The following is a 22,782-nucleotide window of genomic DNA, read 5'->3' as shown; positions in this document are numbered from 1 at the left end:
CCCCCCCCCCCCCCCCCCCCCCCCCCCCCCCCCCCCCCCCCCCCCCCCCCCCCCCAGACACACAAAACCAATGTGGGAGCGGGCTTGCTCGCGAAGGCGGTCTGCCAATCAACATCTGCGCTGAATGACATTCCGCTTTCGCGAGCAAGCCCGCTCCCACATTTGGCTTGTGGTGTTCTTGAGGGATCAGAAGAACCCGAGCGGATTGATGTCGTAGCTCACCAGCAGGTTTTTGGTCTGCTGGTAATGGTCGAGCATCATCTTGTGGTTCTCCCGGCCGACGCCGGATTTCTTGTAGCCACCAAACGCGGCATGCGCCGGGTACAGGTGGTAGCAGTTGGTCCATACGCGCCCGGCCTTGATCGCCCGGCCCATGCGGTACGCGCGGTTGATGTCACGGGTCCAGAGACCGGCGCCGAGGCCGAACTCGCTGTCGTTGGCGATGGCCAGCGCTTCGGCTTCGTCCTTGAAAGTGGTGACGCCCACCACCGGCCCGAAGATTTCTTCCTGGAACACACGCATCTTGTTGTGGCCCTTGAGTAGCGTCGGCTGGATGTAATAGCCGCTGGACAGGTCGCCTTCCAGGCGCTCGGCCGCGCCGCCGGTGAGCAGCTCGGCGCCCTCCTCCTGGGCGATGGTCAGGTACGAGAGGATCTTGTCGTATTGCTGCTCGGATGCCTGGGCGCCGACCATGGTCTCGGTGTCCAGCGGGTTGCCGCGCTTGATCTTGACGATCTTCTTCATGACTTCGGCCATGAAAGGTTCGTAGATCGATTCCTGCACCAGTGCCCGGGACGGACAGGTGCAGACTTCGCCCTGGTTGAAGAACGCCAGTACCAGGCCTTCGGCGGCTTTTTCGATGAACGCGGGTTCAGCGTTCATGATGTCTTCGAAGAAGATATTCGGCGACTTGCCGCCCAGTTCGACGGTGCTCGGAATGATGTTCTCGGCGGCGCAATGCATGATGTGGGCGCCGACGGGGGTCGAGCCGGTGAAGGCGATCTTGGCGATACGCTTGCTGGTGGCCAGGGCCTCGCCGGCTTCGCGACCGAAGCCCTGGACGATGTTCAGTACACCCGCCGGCAGCAGGTCGGCAATCAACTCGGCGAAGACCATGATCGAAAGCGGCGTTTGCTCTGCGGGCTTGAGCACGATGCAGTTGCCCGCGGCCAGCGCTGGCGCGAGTTTCCAGGCGGCCATCAGCAGCGGGAAGTTCCACGGAATGATCTGCCCGACCACGCCCAATGGCTCGTGGAAGTGATAGGCAGTGGTCAGCTCGTTGATCTCGGCGGCGCCGCCTTCCTGGGCGCGGATGCAGCCGGCGAAGTAACGGAAATGGTCGGCCGCCAGGGGTACGTCGGCGTTGAGGGTCTCGCGCACCGCCTTGCCGTTGTCCCAGGTTTCGGTGACGGCGAGGATTTCCAGGTTTTGCTCGATGCGGTCGGCGATTTTCAACAGCACCAGGGAGCGGTCTTGGGCCGAAGTCTTGCCCCAGGCATCGGCGGCGGCATGGGCGGCGTCCAGGGCCTTGTCGATATCGGCGGCGCTGGAGCGCGGGAATTCGGCGATCACTTCACCGTTGACCGGCGAGGTGTTGGTGAAGTACTCGCCATTGACCGGCGCGACGAATTCGCCGCCGATGAAGTTGCCGTAGCGTGGCTTGAAAGTAACGACGGCGCCAGGTGTTCCGGGTTGGGCGTAGATCATGGTGGGCCTCTGTCTGGGTCAATGCCTGTGCAGGCGATGAACCGATACTAGAGAGCCCCGAGTGCCAGACGAATGCATCGTTGGCAGGAGGGACTCTCGTTATTTGGTCGTAGGTTCTGCACAAATCCAAATGTGGGAGCGGGCTTGCTCGCGAAGGCGGTGTGTCAGCTACAAAAATGCCTAATGACAGACCGCATTCGCGAGCAAGCCCGCTCCCACAGGGGGGGGGTTGTGATGGGTTGGGGAGTTAGTGCTTGGCTACCAGATCCTTGGGCAGCTTGAAGGTCCAGAGCATGCCGCCCTGGTTGAAGTCCTTCACCCGCTTGGCCACTTCGCCGCCCCACAGCGGCACGGCGCCGCCCCAACCGGAGAGCACCGAAACGTACTGCTCGCCGTCCATTTCCCAGGTCACGGGCGAGCCGAGCACGCCGGAGCCGGTCTGGAATTCCCAGACCTTCTCGCCGGTCTTGGCGTTGAACGCCTGCAGGAAACCTTCCGGCGTGCCGGTGAATACCAGGTTGCCCTTGGTGGTCAGTACGCCGCCCCACAGCGGCGCGAAGTTCTTGTGCCGCCACACTTCCTTGCCGGTTTTCGGGTCGATCGCCCGCAGCACGCCGATGTAGTCTTCGTTCAATGGCTTGATGGTGAAGCCGGCACCGAGGAACGCCGCACCTTTCTTGTAGGCGATGCCTTCGTTCCAGATGTCCATGCCCCATTCGTTGGACGGCACGTAGAACAACCCGGTGTCGCGGTTGTAGGCCATCGGCATCCAGTTTTTCGCGCCGAGGAATGCCGGCGCTACGAACACCGAGCTGCCTTTGGCTTCGGTGCCCGGCGCGCCAGGACGGCTGGCTTCGTTGTAGATCGGCCGGCCGGTTTTATCCAGGCCGGTGGCCCAGGTGATCTTGTCCACGAACGGAAAGCCACGGATGAACTTGCCGTTGGTGCGATCGAGTACGTAGAAGAAACCGTTGCGGTCGGCGGTGGCCGCCGCCTTGATCTCCTTGCCGCCCTCGGTGTAGTTGAACGACACCAGTTCGTTGACGCCGTCATAGTCCCAACCGTCGTGGGGCGTGCTCTGGAAGTGCCACTTGATGGTGCCGTCGTCCGGGTTGAGCGCCAGGCGCGACGACGAGTAGAGGTTGTCGCCAGGGCGCAGGTGCGAGTTCCACGGTGCCGGGTTGCCGGTGCCGAACAACAGCAGGTTGGTTTCCGGGTCGTAGTAACCGCCCAGCCAAGGCGCCGCGCCACCGGTCTTCCACAGGTCACCCGGCCAGGTCTTGCCCGCCTCGCCGCCGGAGATGCCGTTTTCCACGGCTTTGCCGTCCTTGTAGACGTACCCCATGTGGCCTTCGACCGTCGGCCGGGTCCACAGCAGATCACCGTTCTTCGGATCGTAGGCTTCGATCTTGCCCACCACGCCGAATTCGCCACCGGCCACGCCGGTAATCAGCTTGCCGTTGATCACCAGTGGTGCGGCGCTGATCGAGTAGCCTTCCTTGTGGTCGGCGACTTTCTTGCTCCAGACCACCTTGCCGGTGTCCTTGTTCAGCGCCACGAGCTTGGCGTCGAGGGTGCCGAAGATCACCAGGTCGCCGTACAGCGCGACGCCGCGGTTGATCACGTCGCAGCAGGGGCGAATGTCATCCGGCAGGCGTGCGTCGTATTGCCAGAGTTTCTTGCCGGTGCGTGCATCCACGGCGAACACCCGTGAATAGGAACCGGTCATGTACATCACACCGTCCTTGACCATCGGTTGCGCTTGCTGACCGCGCTGCTTTTCCCCACCGAAGGAGAAGGCCCACGCCGGTCGCAGTTCCTTGACGTTGTCGACGTTGAGAATGTCCAGCGGGCTGTAGCGCTGCCCCTGCACACCCAGGCCGTTGGTCACGACCTGCTCGGGGTTTTTCGGGTCCTGGAGAATGTCCTGGTCGGAAACCCCGGCCAATGCCTGACCGGACAACAGCATGGCACTGAGCAACAGGCTCAAGACGAAGGGCTGGCGACGTGCGGGTTGAGTCATGACGGCTTCCTCTGCAGTTTTTGTTATTTCCGGGAAATTTTCCCGGTCTGGTGCAGATTCTTGGGCGCCGCCGCCCGGACAACAATTGCCCGCAATGTGGAGATTTCTAGTTCCTTGGTACAGGTTTGGATGCTGACCAGCATCGATCCCACAGGGGATTGGGGTGGGTCAGTTGTTGGCGGCGGAATCGACTCGCGTCATCTGCGCACGCTCATACCGCGGGTACAAATGGCTGACGCTGCGAATCAGCTCATAGCGGCTCAGGCTGATCCCGGCGAATCGCTCAGGAATGGGGCTGCGGATCATCTCGCTCATGTCGCTGCCATTGGCCGCACCGTCGCGCATCAATTGATCGAGCCAGCCCAGGTAGTCGCGCATCTGTGCGAAGGGTTGAGGATCGCTGGCAACCGGGCCGTGACCGGGCACGATCTGCTTCCAGGGCAGACCCTGCAGGGTCGCGATATCGGCCAGCCACACCGATAGCCCCGGACTGTTGGGCGTGGTCAGTGCCCGTTGATAAAACACCAGGTCGCCGGCAAACAGCACGCCGGTTCGCTGGTCGAGAATAGCCAGATCCGCACCCGTATGCCCACCCAGGCTCAGCAGGCGCAGATCGTGATTCCCAAAACTTTTCTCACCGGGCGTCAGCGTCTGCGTCGGCAACACCACTTCGGTGCCACGCATCCAGTCGCCAACCAGCCGGTACATGTTCTCGGCCATGGCATCGCCCTGCTTTTGCAGTAACTCAGTGGTGCCGGCCAGGGCGCCGATCGGCACGTCGATAAACGCCTGGTTGCCCAGCACATGATCAGGATGATGATGGGTCAACAGGACCTGGATCACCGGCTTGTCGGTGGTCGCCGCAATGGCCCGACGCATGGCCTCGCCATAACGTCTGGACGGCCCGGTATCGATCACCACCACGCCGCGCTCGGTAACGATGAATGCCGTGTTGACGATGTTGCCGCCATTTTCCCTGGCGAAATTATCGGTGCTGCCTTCCAGCAACCAGGTGTCTTCGGCGATTTGCCTGGGCTTGAGCGAATATTCGAAATCGGCCATGGCTGGCAGGCCCAGGCCGAGCAACAACAGCAGCATCCAGCGCATGACAGGCTCCTTGAATTCAGGGGATCGACGCATCGAATTGGTTGCCGCTGTTATCGCGTAGCAACAGGCGCGTCTGCCCTGCCCCTTCGATATCAAAGGCCAGGCTGGGGTTTTCGCTGACGGCGGGGAACAGTTCGAGACGGGCCAGCAGTTGATCGTGCTGATCGCGCAGCTCGGCATGTTCGAGGAAAAATTCCGGGATGCCACTGACCATCCCGTTGTCCATCGGATGCGCTACCTGCACGCGCACGCGACTGAATTCACCACGAGGATAACGACCGCCGAGCACCTCACCGACATGCTCTTCCCAACCCGCCTCAGTGCGCACCACGCTTGGCGCGGTACAGCCGCCACCCGCGGCGTCGATCAGGGTCGACCCCACATGCCACACGCCGTCACGGGTCAGTACCGCCGCGCGCAAGGGCGTCGCCTGTTCGACGCGGATGCGGATCGACAGCCATGGCAGCACGCCACTGAGCGGCTGGAAATCGACGATTTTCGGCAAGGGGTTGAGTTCAGCCCAGGCGAGGATCCTGACCACTTCGCCCTTGAAGGCTCGGGCATCGATTTCCAGCGGCACTTGACGTGCGTCTTCGGCGAACGGTGGCGCCAGCACTTTGACCCGCTCATCGAACACGAACGGCGCCTCACCGAGCATTTGCTTGTGATAGAAGGCCCACATCACCGACGGCACCGGGTCTTTGCCGGGATCGACAGCGCCCGCATGGGCCGCCAGGCTCAAACAGCAGGCCAACAGACAACTCCTTTGCCAATTCATCGCCTGCTCCTATTGGTACATTTCGGGTACGTCGTAGCGCAGGCCGTACTGGCCGTAGATGGTTTTCACCGAACCCTCGCGGATCAGGCTTTCCAGCGCCTCCTCCACGGCATAGGCCAGTTGCCGGTTGCTTTCGTGGACGGCCATGCCGATCTCCCAGAGTTGCTTGCCCATGTTCGGGTAAGCGTTTTCTGCCAGGGCCAATTGCGGGTCGGCGGCTTCGTGCACCTGCCAGTCGATTTCGCCACGCATGGCCATGACGGCGTCGACCTCACCGGCCTTCATCGCCGCAAACGCCTGGGGCACGCCCGGATAGTGGCGGGTCTTGCCGGCGAGCATGCCGTTGAACACCGAGGTCAGGTAGAACGACGGTACGCTGTCGACCTCGACACCGATCGGATGCTGTTCAAACACCGCGACGCTGGCGACCTTGTCCAGCCGGCGGCGGTCGTAAGCGACTTGCCATTGCTCGTTCTGGTAAGGGCCGAACATCACCACATGGCCGTTTTCCATCTCGCCGAATTCGTTGCGTTTCTGCGCATAATCGCGGTCATAAGGCACCCGCATCATCAGGTCGGCCAGTTGCTGGTTGTGCAGTGGGCTGGCACGCCAGATGTAATCGCGCAGGTCATCGTCGAGCTTCTCCCCGGCGGGCGCCCAGATCAGCGTCAAACGCACACCCAGGGCCTTGGCCAGCGCCTGGGCCAGTTCCACGTCTACGCCCCGGGGGTGGCCCGCGTCTTCAAAACTGTAGGGGGCGAAGTCCTTGTAGACCGCCACTTTCAGTTCACCGGCGGCGATCATTTCGTCATAGTTGCGAACCTGCGCCTGCACCGACTGGCAGCACAGCCACACAGCGCTGATCAACACCGCGAGCAGGCGCATGGGTCACTCCTCGACGTGGACGCTGTCCAGATAAGTACGCACCGCCCACAGGGCTTCCTGGCTCAGGTAATCCGCCATTTTCGGCATGTAGACCCGACCATCACGCACCGCGCCGTGGCGTACTCGTTCGACGAACCACTCATCACCGGCATCCGCGACATCGAGCATGCGCAAATCGGGGGCGATGCCACCGGACTTGGCTTCCAGGCCATGACAGGCCGCGCAGTTCTGGTTGTAGGCCGACGCGCCGATTTCCACCGCCTTATCATGTTCCGGGGAAGTACGGTAAGGGTTCACCGCTGCCCAGCCATCGGCATCGAGCGGTACGCCGGCATCCTTGATCGGTGTCAGGCCCTGGGTGGCGACGGCCTGCGGCACCACATTGCCGTGGGCCCAGACGGAACCCGCACTGATAAGACCGACCAGCAGCCCGGTCACGAGCAAGGCGTTGCGTTTTGTTGTCATTGTTATGCCCTCAGGATTGCACGCAAGACCTCTTGGCAGAGGCTATGGCAGCCATCTTAGAAACCCCGTGGCGCGCACCCCATGCTGCTTTGGTGGCCGGCGCCTAATCCCTTGGTAGTAAGGCCTTGGAGGGACACCTAAATCAGGTGGCACCTGGGAAGTTTTCCCGGCAACGGCGGGACATTTTCCGTATCCGCCGTCCGCCCCGGCGCCCCACCCTGTGCAGGTCAAAACCTCCACTGGGAACTGCAACCATGACAATAAGATCGCTACCCGCCCTTTCCCCCTTGACCGTCGCCGTACACGCTTTTTTGCTGGTCGCCAGCCTGTCCCTGAGCCCTGCCGGATACGCCGAGACCGCACCGGCCAGCGCCACCCGTAACGTGAGTTGGGAAGACATTGCCAACGATCACCTGACCACCAGGGACGTGCTGCAGTACGGGATGGGCACCAACGCCCAGCGCTGGAGCCCACTGGCCCAGGTCAACGACAAGAACGTGTTCAAGCTGACCCCGGCCTGGTCTTACTCCTTCGGTGACGAGAAACAGCGCGGCCAGGAATCCCAGGCGATCGTCAGCGACGGCGTGGTCTACGTCACCGGCTCGTATTCGCGGGTATTCGCCCTCGATGCCAAGACCGGCAAGCGCCTGTGGACCTACAACCATCGCCTGCCGGACAACATTCGCCCGTGCTGCGACGTGGTCAACCGCGGCGCGGCGATCTATGGCGACAAAATCTACTTCGGCACCCTAGATGCTCGGCTGATCGCCCTGGACAAGAACACCGGCAAAGTCGTGTGGAACAAGAAGTTCGGCGACCACGCCGCGGGCTACACCATGACCGGCGCGCCGGTGCTGATCAAGGACAAGACCAGCGGCAAGGTGCTGCTGATCCATGGCAGTTCCGGTGACGAGTTCGGCGTGGTCGGCCAGCTCTTCGCCCGGGATCCGGACACCGGCGAGGAAGTCTGGATGCGGCCTTTCGTCGAAGGCCATATGGGCCGCTTGAACGGCAAGGACAGCACCCCGACCGGCGACGTCAAGGCGCCTTCGTGGCCGAACGATCCGACCACCGAAACCGGCAAGGTCGAAGCCTGGAGCCATGGCGGCGGCGCGCCTTGGCAGAGCGCCAGTTTCGATGCCGAAACCAACACCATCATCGTCGGCGCCGGTAATCCAGGCCCATGGAACACCTGGGCGCGCACCTCAAAGGACGGCAACCCACACGATTACGACAGCCTCTACACCTCTGGCCAGGTCGGCGTCGACCCGAGCACCGGCGAAGTGAAATGGTTCTACCAGCACACGCCGAACGATGCCTGGGACTTCTCCGGCAACAACGAGTTGGTGCTGTTCGACTACAAGGACAAGGACGGCAAAACGGTCAAGGCCACCGGCCACGCCGACCGCAACGGCTTCTTCTATGTGGTCGACCGTAACAACGGCAAATTGCAGAACGCCTTCCCCTTCGTCGACAACATCACCTGGGCCAGCCACATCGATCTCAAGACCGGTCGCCCGGTGGAAAACGCAGGCCAGCGTCCGGCCAAGCCGTTGCCGGGGGAAACCAAGGGCAAGCCGGTGGAAGTCTCGCCGCCGTTCCTCGGTGGCAAGAACTGGAACCCCATGGCCTACAGCCAGGACACCGGGCTGTTCTATATCCCGGGCAACCAGTGGAAAGAGGAATACTGGACCGAAGAGGTCAACTACAAGAAAGGCTCGGCCTACCTGGGCATGGGTTTTCGCATCAAGCGCATGTACGACGATCACGTCGGGACCTTGCGGGCGATGAACCCGACCACCGGCAAAGTGGTCTGGGAGCACAAGGAACACCTGCCGCTATGGGCCGGCGTGCTGGCGACCAAGGGCAACCTGGTGTTCACCGGTACCGGCGACGGGTTCTTCAAGGCTTTCGATGCGAAAACCGGCAAGGAACTGTGGAAGTTCCAGACCGGTAGCGGCATCGTTTCCCCACCAATCACCTGGGAGCAGGACGGCGAGCAGTACATCGGCGTGACCGTGGGCTACGGCGGCGCGGTGCCGTTGTGGGGCGGCGACATGGCGGAGCTGACCAAGCCGGTGGCTCAAGGCGGATCGTTCTGGGTGTTCAAGATTCCGAGCTGGGATAACCAGACCGCGCAAAAGTAACCCCCCATCTATCCCTGTAGGAGCGAGCATGCTCCGGGCGGCGTTCCGACGATGGACCTCAACGATGACATGGGGTGTCTGGTGCCCCGCGGTGTTCTTGAGACCATCGCGAGCATGCTCGCTCCTACAGGGAAGCCAGAGACCTTGCCATGAACTATCTGCCTCTAGTGCTCCTGTTGAGCCTTCCCACAGCGTACGCCGACGACACCCCACTGATCATCAACGGCTGCACCATCGCCGAACACAGCCAATGCCCCGGCGCCAATCTCAAAGGCGCCAACCTGAGCAACCAGGACCTGCGCAACATGAACCTGAGCGGCGCCGACCTGCGCGAGGCCGACCTGCGCCACGCCCGCCTCGACCTGGCCAACCTGGAACAGGCCCGGCTACAGGGCGCCAACCTGACCCGCGCCAGCCTGCAACAAAGCAATGTGCGCCTGGCTGATTTCACCGGCGCCAGGCTGGTGGCAATCCAGGGCTGGGGGCTGTTCGCCCAGGGCGCGCAATTCGAGAACGCCGACCTCAGCGCCGCCGACCTGCAATTCGCCCGGCTGTCCGGGGCCAGGTTGCACAACGCCAACCTGGGCGCCGCCGATCTGGAGATGACCTGGCTGAGCAAGGCCGATCTCAAGGGCGCCAACCTCAGCGACGCCAACCTGCAAGAGGCCAAGTTGGGCGAAAGCAACCTGGAAAACGCCAACCTCGGCGGCTCGCGCCAGCATTATGCGAATTTCCAGGATGCGAACATGGAGGGCTGCACGGGGTGCCCGACGACATGGGAAAAGTGAGTGCAACAATACATCAAATGTGGGAGCGGGCTTGCTCGCGAAAGCGGTGTGCCAGTCAATGCAGGTGTCGGCTGACATAACGCTTTCGCGAGCAAGCCCGCTCCCACAGAGGGATTTGTGTTGTCTGTGATAGCGCGTCAGCCGGCCTTGCGCACCACCCCCATATCAATCCCCAGATGCACCAGCTCGGCATGGGAGCTCACCTGCAACTTGCTCTTGAGCAACGTCAGGTGATTGGAAACGGTCTTGCTGCTGATGCTCAACTGCTCGGCGATCTGCCGCGTGGGGGTGCCTTTGGCGAGCATCACGAAAATCTCCAGCTCGCGCTGGGTCATGCTCTGCAAGCGCGGGTCGCTGGCGTCCTGTTGCGCATGGCAGGCCAGTTGAGTGGCCAGCGGTTGTTCGATGTAGGCATGGCCTGCGAGCACGCGCCGCACCGCCTCGATCAACACCTCTGGCGCCGAGCTCTTGGTCAAATATCCCGATGCCCCGGCCTCCAGTGCCTGACGCACCAGCGGCAGTTCATCGTGCATGCTGAAAAACAGCACCCGCAATTGTGGCAGGCGTTGCCGCAGACGCCGAGTGGTTTCCAGGCCACTGATGCCGGGCAGGCCGAAATCCATGATCACCAGGTGCGGCACGCTGTCCTGAACCCGCGACAACGCCTCCTCGCCGGTTGCCGCCTCGCGTACTTCCATCGCCGGCAACAGCGCTCGCAACAAGCTGGCGTAGCCCTGGCGGACTACCGCATGGTCATCGACCAGCAGAATACTCATGAAACCTCCAAAGGCACGCTCAAGGTTAGCGCCCAGCCGGCGCCGGGCTGGCTGATGATGCGCAGATCAGCGCCCAGGCTGCGGGCGCGTTCGCGCATCGAATACAGCCCGACACCGGGGCGCTGTGGTTGCTCGGCACCGCGACCGTTATCGCGCACCAGCAGGCGCAAGCGTGCGCCGTGATGTTGCAGGCGCACCTGCACCTGACTGGCGTCGGCATGCCGGGCGATGTTGGTCAGGGCTTCCTGCAGCAAGCGGTACAGATGGGTTTTGTCCGGCCCCGACAGCGCCGGTAACTGCGCACTGAGCCGCAGCCGACAATCAATACCCTGCCGGCCTTGCCATTGCTCCACCAGCAACGTGATGGCTTCGGCCAACGGCAAGTGTTGCAGGACCACCGGATAGAGGTTGTGCACCAGGGCACGAAAGCCTTGTTGCAGGTGTTCGCAGTTGTGCTCCAGTTCGCGCATCGTGCGTTCGACTGTCTGCGGTTGATCAGCCGCCAGGCGCAACAGGCACGCCTGCGCACGGATCCCGGCCAGGTACTGGCCGAGATCGTCGTGCAGGGTCTGGGCCAGCTGGGTACGTTCCTGTTCCTGCACCGCCAGCAAGGCCTGGGTCAGCTGGGCATTATCGCTACCAGCCTGTTCCAGCGCGCCGGTCATGCGGTTGAAATGCGTCGCCAGTTGCCGCGCCTCCGCCCCCCCTTCTGGACGCAGGCGCACCGTGAGCTGTCCGGCACACACTTGCTGCAACGCCCGCAGCAGCTCATCGAGCAGACCCATACCGCGACGCACGGCCCAGCGAATGGTCAGCAGACTGACCACCAGGGCCATCGCACACAGGCTGAGCAGTTGTTGCACGGAGTCCCAGACTTCGTCGATTTCATCCCGTGGATCAAGCGCAATCTGTACCCGTCGGCCATCCGCCAGATCGAGGATTCTGGCGCCATGACGCACTTCGGCGAACAGCAGGCGGCCCAGCCAGGCATCGAGCCCGCCTTGCACGGCTAGCGGGGGCTGTTCCTCCGGCCCCAGCCAGCGTACGCGGACGTGGCGCAGGCCTTGGGTCAGCCGCGGTTGCAGGCTGATCGGGTCACGTTCGGCGGTTTCGCTCAGGTACTCGACCACCGCTTCGGCCGATTGCAGCTCACGCTCCACGTCCTGCAGCGCTTGATGCACCAGCAAGGTCACGCACGCCAGGGTCACCAGCGCAAAAAAACCGCAGACCCACAGATTGATCCGCCACAGGGCTGACATGCTAGCGCCCCGGTGTCGCGGGCATGACCTGCAACGCCACGGGACGCGAGCCGTGGAGCCGGTCGACGCCGATCAGGGTCAGAATCAGCAAAAACGGCAGGAGCAGTGCCTTGACGATACGCATGGTCAATCCCCTCCAGAGCAGTGGCCGTTGTTGATCATGCTAAAACCGCGCCGCCCGGCGCGAGCTACTACCTTGGTACTGGCTGCTTGGTACTTTCTGCATATTTCCCCGGCGGCATGGGCTTCCTATGCTGGCGCTACCTGTAATGGAGTGCCCTATGCGCCAGCTTGCCCCTTACGCCCTGATCTACCTGCTGGCGATTGCCTGCGCCGCCGGGCTGGTCACCCAAAGCCAGGCGGCGGACGCGCCGTTGCAGGTACGGATCGGCTACCTGGGCTATCGCCCGGACCCAGGCCCGCTGCTGTCGAACGTCATCCCCGAACCCAGCGACGCCGGGTTGCGCGGCGCCGAACTGGCGATCACCGACAGCAACAGCACCGGGCGTTTTCTCAATCACGCCTACAGCCTGGTCAGCGCCAGTGTCGACAGTCCCGAAGCCTTGCTCAGCGCCGCAAAAAACCAGCACGACCAAGGCCTGCGCCTGTTCGTGGTGAACGCACCTGCCAGCAGCCTGCGCCAACTCAGTGCAGCGCTGCCCGATAGCCTGCTGTTCAACGCCGGCAGCCCCGACGACAGCCTGCGCAGCACCGATTGTTTGCCCAACGTGCTGCACAGCCTGCCGAGCCGGGCAATGCTCGCCGACGCGTTGGCGCAATTTCTGGTAGTGCGCAAATGGCAGCGGGCGCTGCTGATCGTTGGCCCGACCGGCGACGATCAAGCCTATGCTGCGGCCCTGCGCCGTGCGGCCAAGCGCTTTGGCCTGCAACTGGTGGCGGAAAAAAACTGGAGCTTCGATAACGATCAACGGCGCAGCGCCCAGGCCGACATGCCGTTGTTCACGCAGACCGCCGAATACGACGTGGTGCTGGTGGCCGATGAGCGCGGCGATTTCGGTGAGTACGTGCCGTACCAGACCTGGTACCCGCGGCCGGTTGCCGGTACCCAGGGCCTGACCCCGGTGGGTTGGCACAAGACCGTGGAAACCTACGGCGCCGCACAACTACAGAAGCGCTTCGAAGCCTTGACCGGGCGCTGGATGAATGACCGTGACTTCGCGGCCTGGATCGCCGTGCGCAGCATCGCCAGCGCCGTCAGCAAATCGCGGCAAACCGAGCCGATGGCGATCCGCGACCTGGAAATCAGCGATCAATTGCCACTGGACGGTTTCAAGGGACGCAAGCTCAGTTACCGCCCGTGGAACGGCCAACTGCGCCAACCGATTCCGATCGTGCAGCCGCGGGCCCTGGTCAGCACCTCACCCCAGGACGGCTTCCTGCACCCCTTCAACGAGATGGACAGCCTGGGTTACGACAAACCCGAGGTCAGCTGCCGCTTTCCCTGACGACAACAACAAGGAAACTGCCATGCGCCGCACTCTGATTTCCTGCGCCCTGCTGATCGCCGCGGGCCATGCCGCCGCCAGTACCGCCTGGGTCTCCAATGAAAAGGACAACAGCCTGAGCCTGATCGACATGCAGACCCTGCAAGTCACCGACACCCTCGCTGTCGGCCAGCGCCCCCGTGGCCTATTGCTGTCCCATGACAACAAGTTGCTGTACATCTGCGCCAGCGACTCGGACCGGGTCCAGGTGATGGACGTGGCCACCCGCAAGATCATCAAGGAACTGCCCTCGGGCAAAGACCCCGAGCAATTCGCCCTGCACCCTAACAATCGCTGGCTGTACGTCTCCAACGAAGACGATGCGCTGGTCACGGTGATCGACACCGAGACGTCCAAGGTCCTCGGGCAGATCAACGTCGGTGTCGAGCCTGAAGGCATGGCCGTCAGCCCTGACGGCAAGTGGGCGGTCAACACCAGCGAAACCACCAACATGCTGCACTGGATCGACACCAGCACCCAGACCCTGGCCGACAGCACGCTGGTGGATCAAAGGCCGCGCTTCGTCGAATTCAACAACGACGGTTCGCAGCTCTGGGCCTCGGCGGAGATCGGTGGCACGGTGACGATTCTCGACGTCGCCAACCGCAATATCCTCAAGACCCTGAACTTCCAGATCAAGGGCGTGCACCCGGACAAAGTGCAGCCGGTGGGCATCAAGCTCAGCGCCGACGGCAAGTACGCCTTCGTTGCCCTGGGGCCGGCCAACCACGTGGCGGTCGTCGACGCCAAGACTTTCGAGATCCTCGATTACCTGCTGGTGGGCCGACGTGTCTGGCAACTGGCTTTCACCCCCGATCAAAAGCAGTTGCTCGCCACCAATGGCGTCAGCGGCGATGTCTCGGTGATCGATGTCGACAACCTCAAGGTCAGCAAATCGGTGAAGGTCGGACGTTATCCCTGGGGCGTGGTGGTGACCCCATGAACGCCCTGGAAGTCAGCGACCTGAGCTTTGCCTACGGGCCTCGGGAGGCCTTGCGCCAAGTGAATTTCAGCCTCGCACCCGGGCGTTTCGCCGCGCTGCTGGGGCCTAACGGCGCCGGTAAATCAACCCTGATCGCTTTGCTCACCCGGCTCTATGACTTGCAGCACGGCGATATACAGGTCGGCGGCTGTTCTTTGCGCAGCGCCCCGCGGCCGGCGCTGAAACAGCTGGGCGTGGTGTTTCAGCAAAGCACCCTCGACCTGGACCTGAGCGTCGAGCAGAACCTGCGTTATCACGCCGCGCTGCATGGCTTGTCCCGCCGCCAGACCGGCTTGCGGGTCGATGCGGAACTGGCTCGCCAGGCCCTGGACGAGCGCCGTGGCGAACGGGTGCGCGACCTCAATGGCGGTCATCGCCGGCGGGTGGAAATCGCCCGCGCCCTGTTGCATGAACCGCGCCTGCTGCTGCTCGACGAAGCCAGCGCCGGCCTCGACCCGGCCAGTCGCCTGGCGCTCAACCTGCACATTCGCACGCTGTGCCACGAGCAGCACATCAGCGTGCTCTGGACCACTCACCTGCTCGACGAAGTGCAGCCCGGCGATGACTTGTTGATCCTTCACCAGGGCCGCCTGGTAGCCAGCGGACAGGCCGACGCACTGAGCCTGGAACACGGTGGCGACCTGGGCTCGGCCTTCACTCGCCTGACCACTCCAGGAGCTGCCCAATGAACGCCTACTGGCAATGTTTGCGCGGTATCGTGCTGCGCGAGTGGCTGCGCTTCGTGCTGCAACGCACGCGGTTTCTCAGCGCCCTGGTGCGGCCGTTGTTGTGGCTACTGGTGTTCGCCGCGGGGTTTCGCGCCGCACTGGGCATCGCCATCATCGAACCCTACGACACCTACATTCCCTACGAGGTCTACATCATTCCGGGACTGGCCTGCATGATCCTGCTGTTCAACGGCATGCAAGGGTCACTGTCGATGGTCTATGACCGCGAGATGGGCAGCATGCGCGTACTGCTGACCAGCCCCCTGCCCCGAACCTTCCTGCTGTGCAGCAAGCTGCTGGCCACCTCGCTGATCTCGCTGCTGCAGGTCTATGCCTTCCTGGCGATCGCCTGGCTCTACGGCGTACGACCGCCAGCCATGGGCTTGCTGATTGCCCTGCCGGCGCTGTTGCTGGTGGCCTTGATGCTCAGCGCACTGGGCCTGTTGCTGTCGAACGCGATCCGCCAGTTGGAGAACTTCGCCGGGGTGATGAACTTCGTGATCTTCCCGCTATTTTTCCTGTCTTCGGCGCTGTATCCGCTGTGGAAAATGCGCGAGGCCAGCGAGTGGTTGTACTGGCTATGCGCGGTGAACCCGTTCAGCCATGCGGTGGAGCTGGTGCGCTTTGCCTTGTACGAACGATTCAATCCGCTGGCGCTGGCGGTATGCGTAGGGCTGACCCTACTGTTCGCCCTGCTCGCCGTGCTCACCTTCAACCCACAACACGCGGCCCTGCGCAAATCCAGCTGACTCCATCAATCCCCTGGGGGAGCGCGCTTGTGGCGAGGGGATTTATCCCCGTTGGGCTGCGCAGCGGCCCCGGCATTCCTTCAGGCATACCGAGTTACCTGGCTCTGCGACTGCTTCGCAGCCGAACGGGGATAAATCCCCTCGCCACAGAAAACTTACTACTTTAGTACTGGTTTTACCTGTCTATCGTCGCATTCCCAACGCAGCGCGACTGGCATGTAATGGGTTCATAACTATAAGGACCTACCCCATGCCGCGTGCCCGACGTCACCTGTTGCGTCCCACACTCGCTGCGTTGTCGCTGAGCCTGTGGCTGGGCGGTGTACACGCCCAAACCCCGCTGTTTTCCCATGACGGCTATCGCATCGACCTGTACCGCAGCCCTACGCCGGACGTGATGCAGGACGCGACCATCATCGATACACCCATCCTGCAAAATCTGCTTGAACAGGACCCGCGCCCGGTGCTGATCGACGTCTACCGCCGCCAATGGCTTCAAGGCCGCTTCATCGAAGACCAGCCCCACGAAAACCTGCCCGGCAGCCATTGGCTGGCCAACACGGGCGACGGTGAACTGACGCCGCAGTGGCAGGCGTATTTCGCCGACAACCTGAAAAAACTGACGGCCGGCAACCCGACGCAACCGCTGGTCTTCTACTGCCGCTCCGATTGCTGGTTGAGCTGGAATGCGGTCAAACGCGCGGCCAGCCTGGGCTATAAATCACTGTATTGGTATCGCGATGGCCTCGACGCCTGGCAGGCTGCCAGGCTGCCGGTCACGCCAGCCCAGCCCGAACCCTTTCCCTGAGCTTTACGCGTGCGTGTTGTTGCCACACCATAATCAAAATAATGAGGTGAAAGGCCATGTACAAAATTCTGATTGCCGACGATCACCCGCTGTTTCGCGAAGCCATACACAACGTCATCAGCGATGGCTTTGCCGGTAGCGAGGTGATGGAGACCGCCGACCTCGACAGTGCCCTCGCGCTGACCCAGGAACACGATGACCTGGACCTGATCCTGCTCGACCTGAACATGCCCGGCATGCACGGGCTCAATGGCCTGATCAACCTGCGCAACGAAGCGCCGACCATTCCCGTGGTCATCGTCTCCGCCGAGCAGGACAAGCAGATCGTCCTGCAAGCCATCACTTACGGCGCGGTGGGTTTCATCACCAAATCCTCGCCCCGTGCGCAGATGACCGAGGCGATCCAGCAGATTCTCAACGGCAATGTCTACCTGCCGCCGGACATCATCCGCACCGCAAAAAGCAGTACGCACCGGCGGATGAACGATGCCCCGAGCTTCCCGCCGGAACTGCTCCAGGCCCTGACCCGCAAGCAACTGCAGGTCCTGGAGCGCATGACCAAGGGCGAATCGAACAAACAGATCGCCTACACCCTGGAAATCGCCGAAACCACGGTCAAGGCCCACGTCTCGGCGATCCTGCGCAAGCTCAACGTGCACAACCGCGTGCAGGCGATCCTGAGTGCCGGGGATATCGATTTCGGGTCATATCTGCGCCGTTGAGACGGTGTTGCCCCCTTCGCTGGCAAGCCAGCTCCTACAGGATCACCATCATCCTGTAGGAGCTGGCTTGCCAGCGAAGAGGCCCTCGCAAACACTAGAGACCTCAGGGCCTTGCGAGCAAGTGACTCATCGCCGCCTTCAGCTTCATCGGCCGCACCGGCTTGTGCATCAGGGTATGGCCCAGTTCGCGGATCTGCTGTTTGAGTTCATTGCTGTAGTTGGCGGTGATCATCATGGCCGGGATCGCGCAAGCGCGGCGAGCATTGATCCGCGCAACGGCATCGACGCCGTTCTGGTCGTTGTCCAGGTGATAGTCGGCAATCAACAGGTCGGCGCCGGCATGGTAGTTGTCCACCTGCCGCGCCAGGTCCTCTTCCGACAACGCGGTCACCACGCGACACCCCCATCCTTCCAGCAACGTGCGCATCCCGGCGCAAATGGTCGCGTCGTTGTCCAGCACCCAGACCCGCGCGCCACGCAGTCGTTCGAGCATCGGCTCGCTCATCAGCAGGTTCGGCAATGGCTTGGGTGCGGTGGCGCTGATCGGCACTTCCACTGAAAACATCGAGCCCCGGCCAGGCCACGAACGCACGTGAATGCGGTGGCCGAGAATGCCGGCGATTTTCTCGACAATCGCCAAGCCAAGGCCCAGGCCACGGTCCTGATCCGGGCGTTGCACATCACCGCGCTTGAACTCCTGGAAGATTTCTTCCAGGCGATTTTCAGCGATGCCCATCCCGCTGTCCCAGACCTGAATCGACAGGCTTTGCTCATGACGCCGACAACCCAGCACCACGCGACCGCTGTAGGTATAACGAATAGCGTTGCTCAACAGATTGCGCAGGATGCGCGCCAGCAACTGGATGTCGCTGCGTACCAGGGCCGAACAGGCGATGAAATGCAGTTGCAGGCCTTCGCTGCGCGCCACCTGGGTGTATTCGGCGGCGAGGTTTTCCAGCAGTTCGCTCAAGGCGAACGGCGCAACATCGGCCTTGATCACACCGGCATCGAGCTTGGAAATATCCACCAGGGTGCCCAACAGGCTCTCCACATCTTCCAGTGAGTTGCTGACATTGCGCACCAGGTTCTCGTTGGCAATCGGCTCGCGTCGCTCCAGCAAGGCACTGGTGAACAACCGCGCGGCATTCAGCGGTTGCAGCAGGTCGTGACTGACGGCGGCGAGAAACTTGGTTTTCGACAGGTTGGCCTGTTCCGCTTCCAGCTTGGCCTCACGCAAGCGCGATTCGACCCGGCGGCGTTCGTCGATTTCGCGCAGCAACTGGTCGTTGAGGTGGGTCAGTTCGGCGGTGCGCTCACGCACCCGCAGTTCGAGATTCTGATAAGCCTGGTGCAGCGCCTCGGCGGTACGGCGGCGCTCGGTGATGTCGCGGATCAACACGAAGATCCCCACCACCTCGCCGCTGGCCAGGCGATTGGGCACATAGGAGCGCAACATGTAGCGCTCCTGGTTGTTGACGTTGGTCTCGGCGAATTCGAAGGTCACGCTCTCCCCGGCCAGCGCTCGGGCCACGTAGGACTCCAGGCGCTGGTAATGCTGCTCGCTGTGCACTTCGCGCAGGCTCTGGCCGAGCATCACGCCGCGCGGCCAGCAGTACCATTCTTCGTAGACCTTATTGGTGAACTCGTAGACCAGATCGGCATTGAGGTAGGCGATCAATGCCGGCACATGGTCGGTGATCAAGCGAATCCAGCGCTCGCTTTCGCTCAGGGCTTCGGCGTGCTGGTAGCGTTCGGTGATGTCGGTGAAGGTGTTGACGAAACCGCCGGTGGGCAATGGATGGGTGCGGATTTCCAGGACCCGGCCATCGCACAGGCGTTGTTCGCACTCCTGCACAGGGCGCCCATTCGGACCGCGACTGGCCGGGGTCAGCAGGGTCAGTTCGCTGTCGGCGATGACTTCGGCAAAGGGCCGATGGGCGGCCACCGGTGCCAAGCCGCTGAGCTCGAGGAAGCGCCGGTTCCACAGTTCCAGAATGCCCTCGGCATTGACCATCGCCACCCCTTGGGAGAGGTTGTCGACCGCCCGTTGCAGCAAGTGCGACTTCTGCGCCACCGCCTGTTCCCGGCGCACGGTCTCGCTGAGCTTGACGTCGGTGATGTCGGTAAACAGGATCACCCGCCCACCTTCCTGGGTCGGCCGTTCGCTGACTTGCAGCCAGCGACCGTCCTGCAGGCGGTACAGCAGGTTTTCGTCGGCATGCCCGCGAGGCTCTTCGGTAAACAACCCGTTGCTCTGCATCAGGCGCTTGACCTCGGTCAAACGCATGCCGGCGTTGATCCGCACCCGGCTGTTGCTCCAGAACGCCTTGAAGCGGCTGTTGAACAAGACAATGCGCTGCTCGGCATCGAACAGCACGAAGGCATCGGAAATGCTCTCGATGGCATCGATCAGGTGTTGATGGGCGGTTTCAGCGCGCAGGCGTGCTTCACTGAGCAAATGGTTACCCGCCTTGAGTTCGGCCATGGCCTGGTTCAAGGCATCGGTGCGTTCACGCACCTGCTCGGCCAACACCACCGAATGTTGGAAGGCGGCATACGGATCGTTGCCGCGGGTGATGCCGGACTCGATGCGCTCGATCAGCGCCGCATTGATGCGTTGCAGTTTCTGATTATCGTGCTGCAGGACGGCGATTTGCGCCCGCAGTTCAGCGCTGTCCACGGGACCGACCGCGGGCAATGGCAACGCCGGTGAAGGTCTGGTTGATGTGCATGCCATTGAACTGTTCTCCGTAGGAGTTGAACCCCATCACCCGCTGTTCGCGCAAAAAACTGCCGATCTGCTCCAGGCTGCCGTTGTCCTCCAGCTCCAGGCGCCTGAGGAAACAGTCACAACCAATGGTCAGCAACAGATCGCCGAGCCGTTGTTGCAAACCGTCGAACAGGCTCTGCAGATTCGGCAGCAACGGGCCCGGGGTCATGGCGGTGAGCACGATGCCGTTCTCCACCGCGCAATAGAAACTCAGGCTCAGGTCCGGATGAACCTGCTGGATGGCGCGCACGTAATACTGCTCGTTGATCCGCACCGCCAAGGGGTGCGCGGCGAAGACCCGGTGGTCGAGTTGGCCCACCGGCACGCCGATGTGCCGGGCGTACTCGGCGGCAGCCGGCTCGGCGTTGAGTTCGAAAACCCGCCGCGAGGCGCTGTCCGCGCCGGTGACCACCAGTTTCTCCGCTCGCGGCAGAATGTGGTGGGTGGTGAACACTTCAAAGTCCAGCCAGGTATTGACCAGCACCACCACCGCTGCGCCGCTGTGAAAGCCGCCGCCTGAGTAGACATGGGTGTGGGTCAGGTAGTTGTCGTCTCCGGCCGAGCCGCCAAAGTGCGGGATGTCGCCCAGGGCCGCGCTCAAGGCGGCCAGGACCATTTCTTCGCGGCTGGACAGGCCATCGAGCAAGGTCAGGGCAAAGCTGTGGCCCTTGATAGGCGCCAGGGTGTTGCTGCGACAGCCGTTGACCAGGCGCTCGACCATCTGCTGCGCGTCGATCAGGCTGAAGTGCTCCATCTCGTCGATCAGTTCCAGGGCGATGGAAAAGTACCGATGATCAAAACCCACCGCCGTCACGCAATTGCGCCCATATCCTTGCGCAGTGATTTCCCCGGCGCTGGTGCAACCCGCCAGGCGTATGCCGCCGAAGCCTTGCTGCAAGGCCTGGCCCAACCCCTGCAAATCGTACTCGGCGGAACAGAAAAACAGCACGAAGCCCAGGTGCGGATGCAGCAACTGCCGCGCCAGCTCCTGCGCCACCTGCTGCGGATCGGTGGCCTGGGACATCGCACTGACGATCCCTTCGTTCTGGACCTGCTGCATCGTCGCCCCTCGCAGGTGCGTGTGTGTGAGGCACGAGTGTACGAAGCCTGCCGAGTGCCACGAATGCTACTTGGGTAGCAGGTAGGCGCTTCAATGGGAGGAGAGCTGTGTCAGAGCACTCCCAAACACCACCCCCTTGTGGGAGCGGGCTTGCTCGCGAAAGCGGTGTGTCAGGCGCCTTGAATATCGACTGGAGGAGCGCTTTCGCGAGCAAGCCCGCTCCCACAGGGGAGATGAGTCAAGTACGGCTTTACCAGGTCAACACCGCCCCCAGGGCAACGGTATCGGTGTCTTCATTCTGCGCACTGCTGTCATGGCCGTTGATTTCGAACTGGTTGTACTCGGCCACCAGCTTGAGGTTGTCGTTCACGTCGTGGAACAGCGCGATGCCGCGGGTCTCGTAGTCCGCGCCACTGCCAACCACGCCGTTGCCATCGTCATTGGTCTTGCCGTAGGACAAGGCCAGGCGGTTCTTGCCCAGTTTGTAGGAGCCCTGCAACAGGTACCCGTCACTGTCGACGTTGCGCAGAGTCGGTTCGCCGGCGTTGTTGGTGAAAAACGGGTTGATGCCCTTGGCCTGGAAGCCCGACCCGGTCAGGGACAAGCCACCCATTTTTGCCTGCACGCCATAACCGACGCCTTTGGACGTGACGGTGTCGACGCTGGAATCGGTATTGTCCGAAGTCTGGTAGCTGCCGTTGACCCAGCTGTAGATCTTCGCCCCGGCGAGGTCGAACTGATAGGTGATCTCGCTCTCGGTGCGCGGATTCTCCTGGTAGGCCTTGCCGGTCGGGCTGCTGTCATTGGTGTCCACCGGGTCCATGATCCCCACCGCCACGCGCAAACCGTCCATCACCGGCGTGCGGTAGGTGATCTGCGAGGTCGGGAACGGATAGGGGTAACCGGTGCCGATGTTGCCGAACGACACCCCGCCACCATCCACCAGTCCCAGGGTATCGCTGACCTGACCGTAGCCGGCGAGCAACTCGTCGAGCAGGATGTTGGAGCGGGCGAAAAGGCCGAAGTCCTTGCCGATCAGCACTTCCCCCCACTCGGGGTTGGCCACGGTGCCGTAGAACTGCCGCACATCGATGGCGGTGTCGGTGCCATTGGTTTCACTGTCGTTGATGGTGACCCAGAACGAGGCACGGGCACCCAGCTTGAGGTCATCGACCTGCTTGCCCATGTTGAAGCCCAGGTAGTTGGGCAGGAAGCCCATTTTCACCCGCGATTGACGGCGGTCGTACTGATCCCCTTCGCGGTCGACATCGCTGTTCACATAGAAGGCGTTGATGTAGCCGTCGGTGGAGAACGTGGTCTGGTCCTTGTCGTACAGCATGATTTCGGCTTCGGCCGTGGCACTCATGCCGAGGGCAGACAGGCTGGCGATCAAGGCCGGTAAAAAACGATGGGTGAAATTCTTATTGTTGTGCATGGCGCGCTCCGCGACTGGGACGAGGTGTCGGAGGCGATTATCGAAAGCTGACGGGCGGCGCCATACGCTGCCTTGGGGGTGGTTTCGA

General features: G+C 62.4%; 20 protein-coding genes. 8 read left to right on the top strand and 12 right to left on the bottom strand.

The features are described from left to right. Positions 1 to 186: 186 nt before the first annotated feature. The 6 genes from QLG10_RS09455 to pedF all read right to left on the bottom strand — a co-directional run bounded on the left by QLG10_RS09455 (position 187) and on the right by pedF (position 6,965). On the bottom strand, positions 187 to 1,707 hold the full coding sequence (locus QLG10_RS09455; protein ID WP_110754382.1) for an aldehyde dehydrogenase family protein: 1,521 nt from the start codon (positions 1,705 to 1,707) through the stop codon (positions 187 to 189). A gap of 247 nt (positions 1,708 to 1,954) precedes the next feature. Further along, on the bottom strand, positions 1,955 to 3,730 hold the full coding sequence (locus tag QLG10_RS09450) for a PQQ-dependent methanol/ethanol family dehydrogenase (RefSeq protein ID WP_110754384.1): 1,776 nt from the start codon (positions 3,728 to 3,730) through the stop codon (positions 1,955 to 1,957). A 168-nt stretch (positions 3,731 to 3,898) separates the two neighbouring features. Then, a complete protein-coding gene (locus tag QLG10_RS09445; RefSeq protein WP_282487089.1) occupies positions 3,899 to 4,837 on the bottom strand; it encodes a quinoprotein relay system zinc metallohydrolase 1 in 939 nt (312 codons plus the stop codon). Between the two features lie 16 nt (positions 4,838 to 4,853). Beyond that, complete coding sequence (locus QLG10_RS09440) at positions 4,854 to 5,615, bottom strand: quinoprotein dehydrogenase-associated SoxYZ-like carrier (protein WP_188264971.1); 762 nt, start codon at positions 5,613 to 5,615, stop codon at positions 4,854 to 4,856. Between the two features lie 9 nt (positions 5,616 to 5,624). Beyond that, positions 5,625 to 6,500: a transporter substrate-binding domain-containing protein gene (locus tag QLG10_RS09435; RefSeq protein ID WP_282487086.1), complete on the bottom strand. Its 876-nt coding sequence runs from the start codon at positions 6,498 to 6,500 to the stop codon at positions 5,625 to 5,627. A gap of 3 nt (positions 6,501 to 6,503) precedes the next feature. Next, entirely contained in the window at positions 6,504 to 6,965 is a 462-nt protein-coding gene (pedF, locus tag QLG10_RS09430; RefSeq protein ID WP_020800571.1) for a cytochrome c-550 PedF, read from the bottom strand. A 254-nt stretch (positions 6,966 to 7,219) separates the two neighbouring features. On the opposite strand from pedF, the gene exaA reads away from it, so the two are divergent. Together exaA and QLG10_RS09420 are read left to right on the top strand one after the other, a co-directional pair. Next, positions 7,220 to 9,112, top strand: coding sequence for a quinoprotein ethanol dehydrogenase (gene exaA, locus QLG10_RS09425; RefSeq protein WP_188264970.1), 1,893 nt, complete (start codon positions 7,220 to 7,222; stop codon positions 9,110 to 9,112). 149 nt (positions 9,113 to 9,261) lie between these two features. Continuing rightward, entirely contained in the window at positions 9,262 to 9,900 is a 639-nt protein-coding gene (locus QLG10_RS09420; RefSeq protein ID WP_110754396.1) for a pentapeptide repeat-containing protein, read from the top strand. Between the two features lie 137 nt (positions 9,901 to 10,037). On the opposite strand, the gene QLG10_RS09415 is transcribed toward QLG10_RS09420, so the two are convergent. The 3 genes from QLG10_RS09415 to QLG10_RS09405 are packed head-to-tail and all read right to left on the bottom strand — an operon-like array spanning position 10,038 to position 12,059. Beyond that, on the bottom strand, positions 10,038 to 10,676 hold the full coding sequence (locus QLG10_RS09415) for a response regulator transcription factor (RefSeq protein ID WP_188264968.1): 639 nt from the start codon (positions 10,674 to 10,676) through the stop codon (positions 10,038 to 10,040). Next, positions 10,673 to 11,935 (bottom strand): HAMP domain-containing sensor histidine kinase, encoded by a 1,263-nt coding sequence (locus tag QLG10_RS09410; protein ID WP_282487073.1) that lies wholly within the window; start codon positions 11,933 to 11,935, stop codon positions 10,673 to 10,675. Before QLG10_RS09410 ends, QLG10_RS09415 begins: the two co-directional genes overlap by 4 nt. A 1-nt stretch (position 11,936) precedes the next feature. Beyond that, complete coding sequence (locus QLG10_RS09405) at positions 11,937 to 12,059, bottom strand: hypothetical protein (protein ID WP_020800566.1); 123 nt, start codon at positions 12,057 to 12,059, stop codon at positions 11,937 to 11,939. A 157-nt stretch (positions 12,060 to 12,216) separates the two neighbouring features. On the opposite strand from QLG10_RS09405, the gene QLG10_RS09400 reads away from it, so the two are divergent. From QLG10_RS09400 to QLG10_RS09375, 6 genes are all read left to right on the top strand, one after another. Beyond that, a complete protein-coding gene (locus QLG10_RS09400; protein ID WP_248678431.1) occupies positions 12,217 to 13,401 on the top strand; it encodes an ABC transporter substrate-binding protein in 1,185 nt (394 codons plus the stop codon). A gap of 22 nt (positions 13,402 to 13,423) precedes the next feature. Continuing rightward, complete coding sequence (locus QLG10_RS09395; protein ID WP_282487069.1) at positions 13,424 to 14,383, top strand: YVTN family beta-propeller repeat protein; 960 nt, start codon at positions 13,424 to 13,426, stop codon at positions 14,381 to 14,383. Further along, entirely contained in the window at positions 14,380 to 15,111 is a 732-nt protein-coding gene (locus tag QLG10_RS09390; protein ID WP_282487067.1) for an ABC transporter ATP-binding protein, read from the top strand. The genes QLG10_RS09395 and QLG10_RS09390 overlap by 4 nt, the downstream gene beginning before the upstream one ends. After that, on the top strand, positions 15,108 to 15,899 hold the full coding sequence (locus QLG10_RS09385; protein ID WP_110754409.1) for an ABC transporter permease: 792 nt from the start codon (positions 15,108 to 15,110) through the stop codon (positions 15,897 to 15,899). Before QLG10_RS09390 ends, QLG10_RS09385 begins: the two co-directional genes overlap by 4 nt. 250 nt (positions 15,900 to 16,149) lie before the next feature. After that, positions 16,150 to 16,707 (top strand): PQQ-dependent catabolism-associated CXXCW motif protein, encoded by a 558-nt coding sequence (locus QLG10_RS09380; protein ID WP_110754411.1) that lies wholly within the window; start codon positions 16,150 to 16,152, stop codon positions 16,705 to 16,707. A 56-nt stretch (positions 16,708 to 16,763) separates the two neighbouring features. Then, positions 16,764 to 17,429, top strand: a complete 666-nt coding sequence (locus QLG10_RS09375; protein ID WP_008056546.1) for a response regulator transcription factor — start codon at positions 16,764 to 16,766, stop codon at positions 17,427 to 17,429. 103 nt (positions 17,430 to 17,532) lie between these two features. On the opposite strand, the gene nahK is transcribed toward QLG10_RS09375, so the two are convergent. The 3 genes from nahK to QLG10_RS09360 form a co-directional block, all read right to left on the bottom strand. Further along, positions 17,533 to 20,127 carry a hybrid sensor histidine kinase/response regulator NahK/ErcS' gene (nahK, locus tag QLG10_RS09370; protein WP_282487095.1) on the bottom strand — a complete coding sequence of 865 codons (2,595 nt, stop codon included), beginning with the start codon at positions 20,125 to 20,127 and terminating at the stop codon, positions 17,533 to 17,535. Continuing rightward, positions 20,096 to 21,259 (bottom strand): nitric oxide-sensing protein NosP, encoded by a 1,164-nt coding sequence (gene nosP / locus QLG10_RS09365; protein WP_179054451.1) that lies wholly within the window; start codon positions 21,257 to 21,259, stop codon positions 20,096 to 20,098. Before nosP ends, nahK begins: the two co-directional genes overlap by 32 nt. Before the next feature lie 250 nt (positions 21,260 to 21,509). Next, positions 21,510 to 22,694, bottom strand: a complete 1,185-nt coding sequence (locus QLG10_RS09360; protein WP_248678434.1) for a porin — start codon at positions 22,692 to 22,694, stop codon at positions 21,510 to 21,512. Between the last annotated feature and the right edge of the window lie 88 nt (positions 22,695 to 22,782).

Origin of the sequence: Pseudomonas sp. V98_8, assembly GCF_029967975.1 — a bacterium.
GTDB lineage: Bacteria > Pseudomonadota > Gammaproteobacteria > Pseudomonadales > Pseudomonadaceae > Aquipseudomonas > Aquipseudomonas umsongensis.
This window is presented reverse-complemented; position numbering and strand designations above follow the sequence as displayed.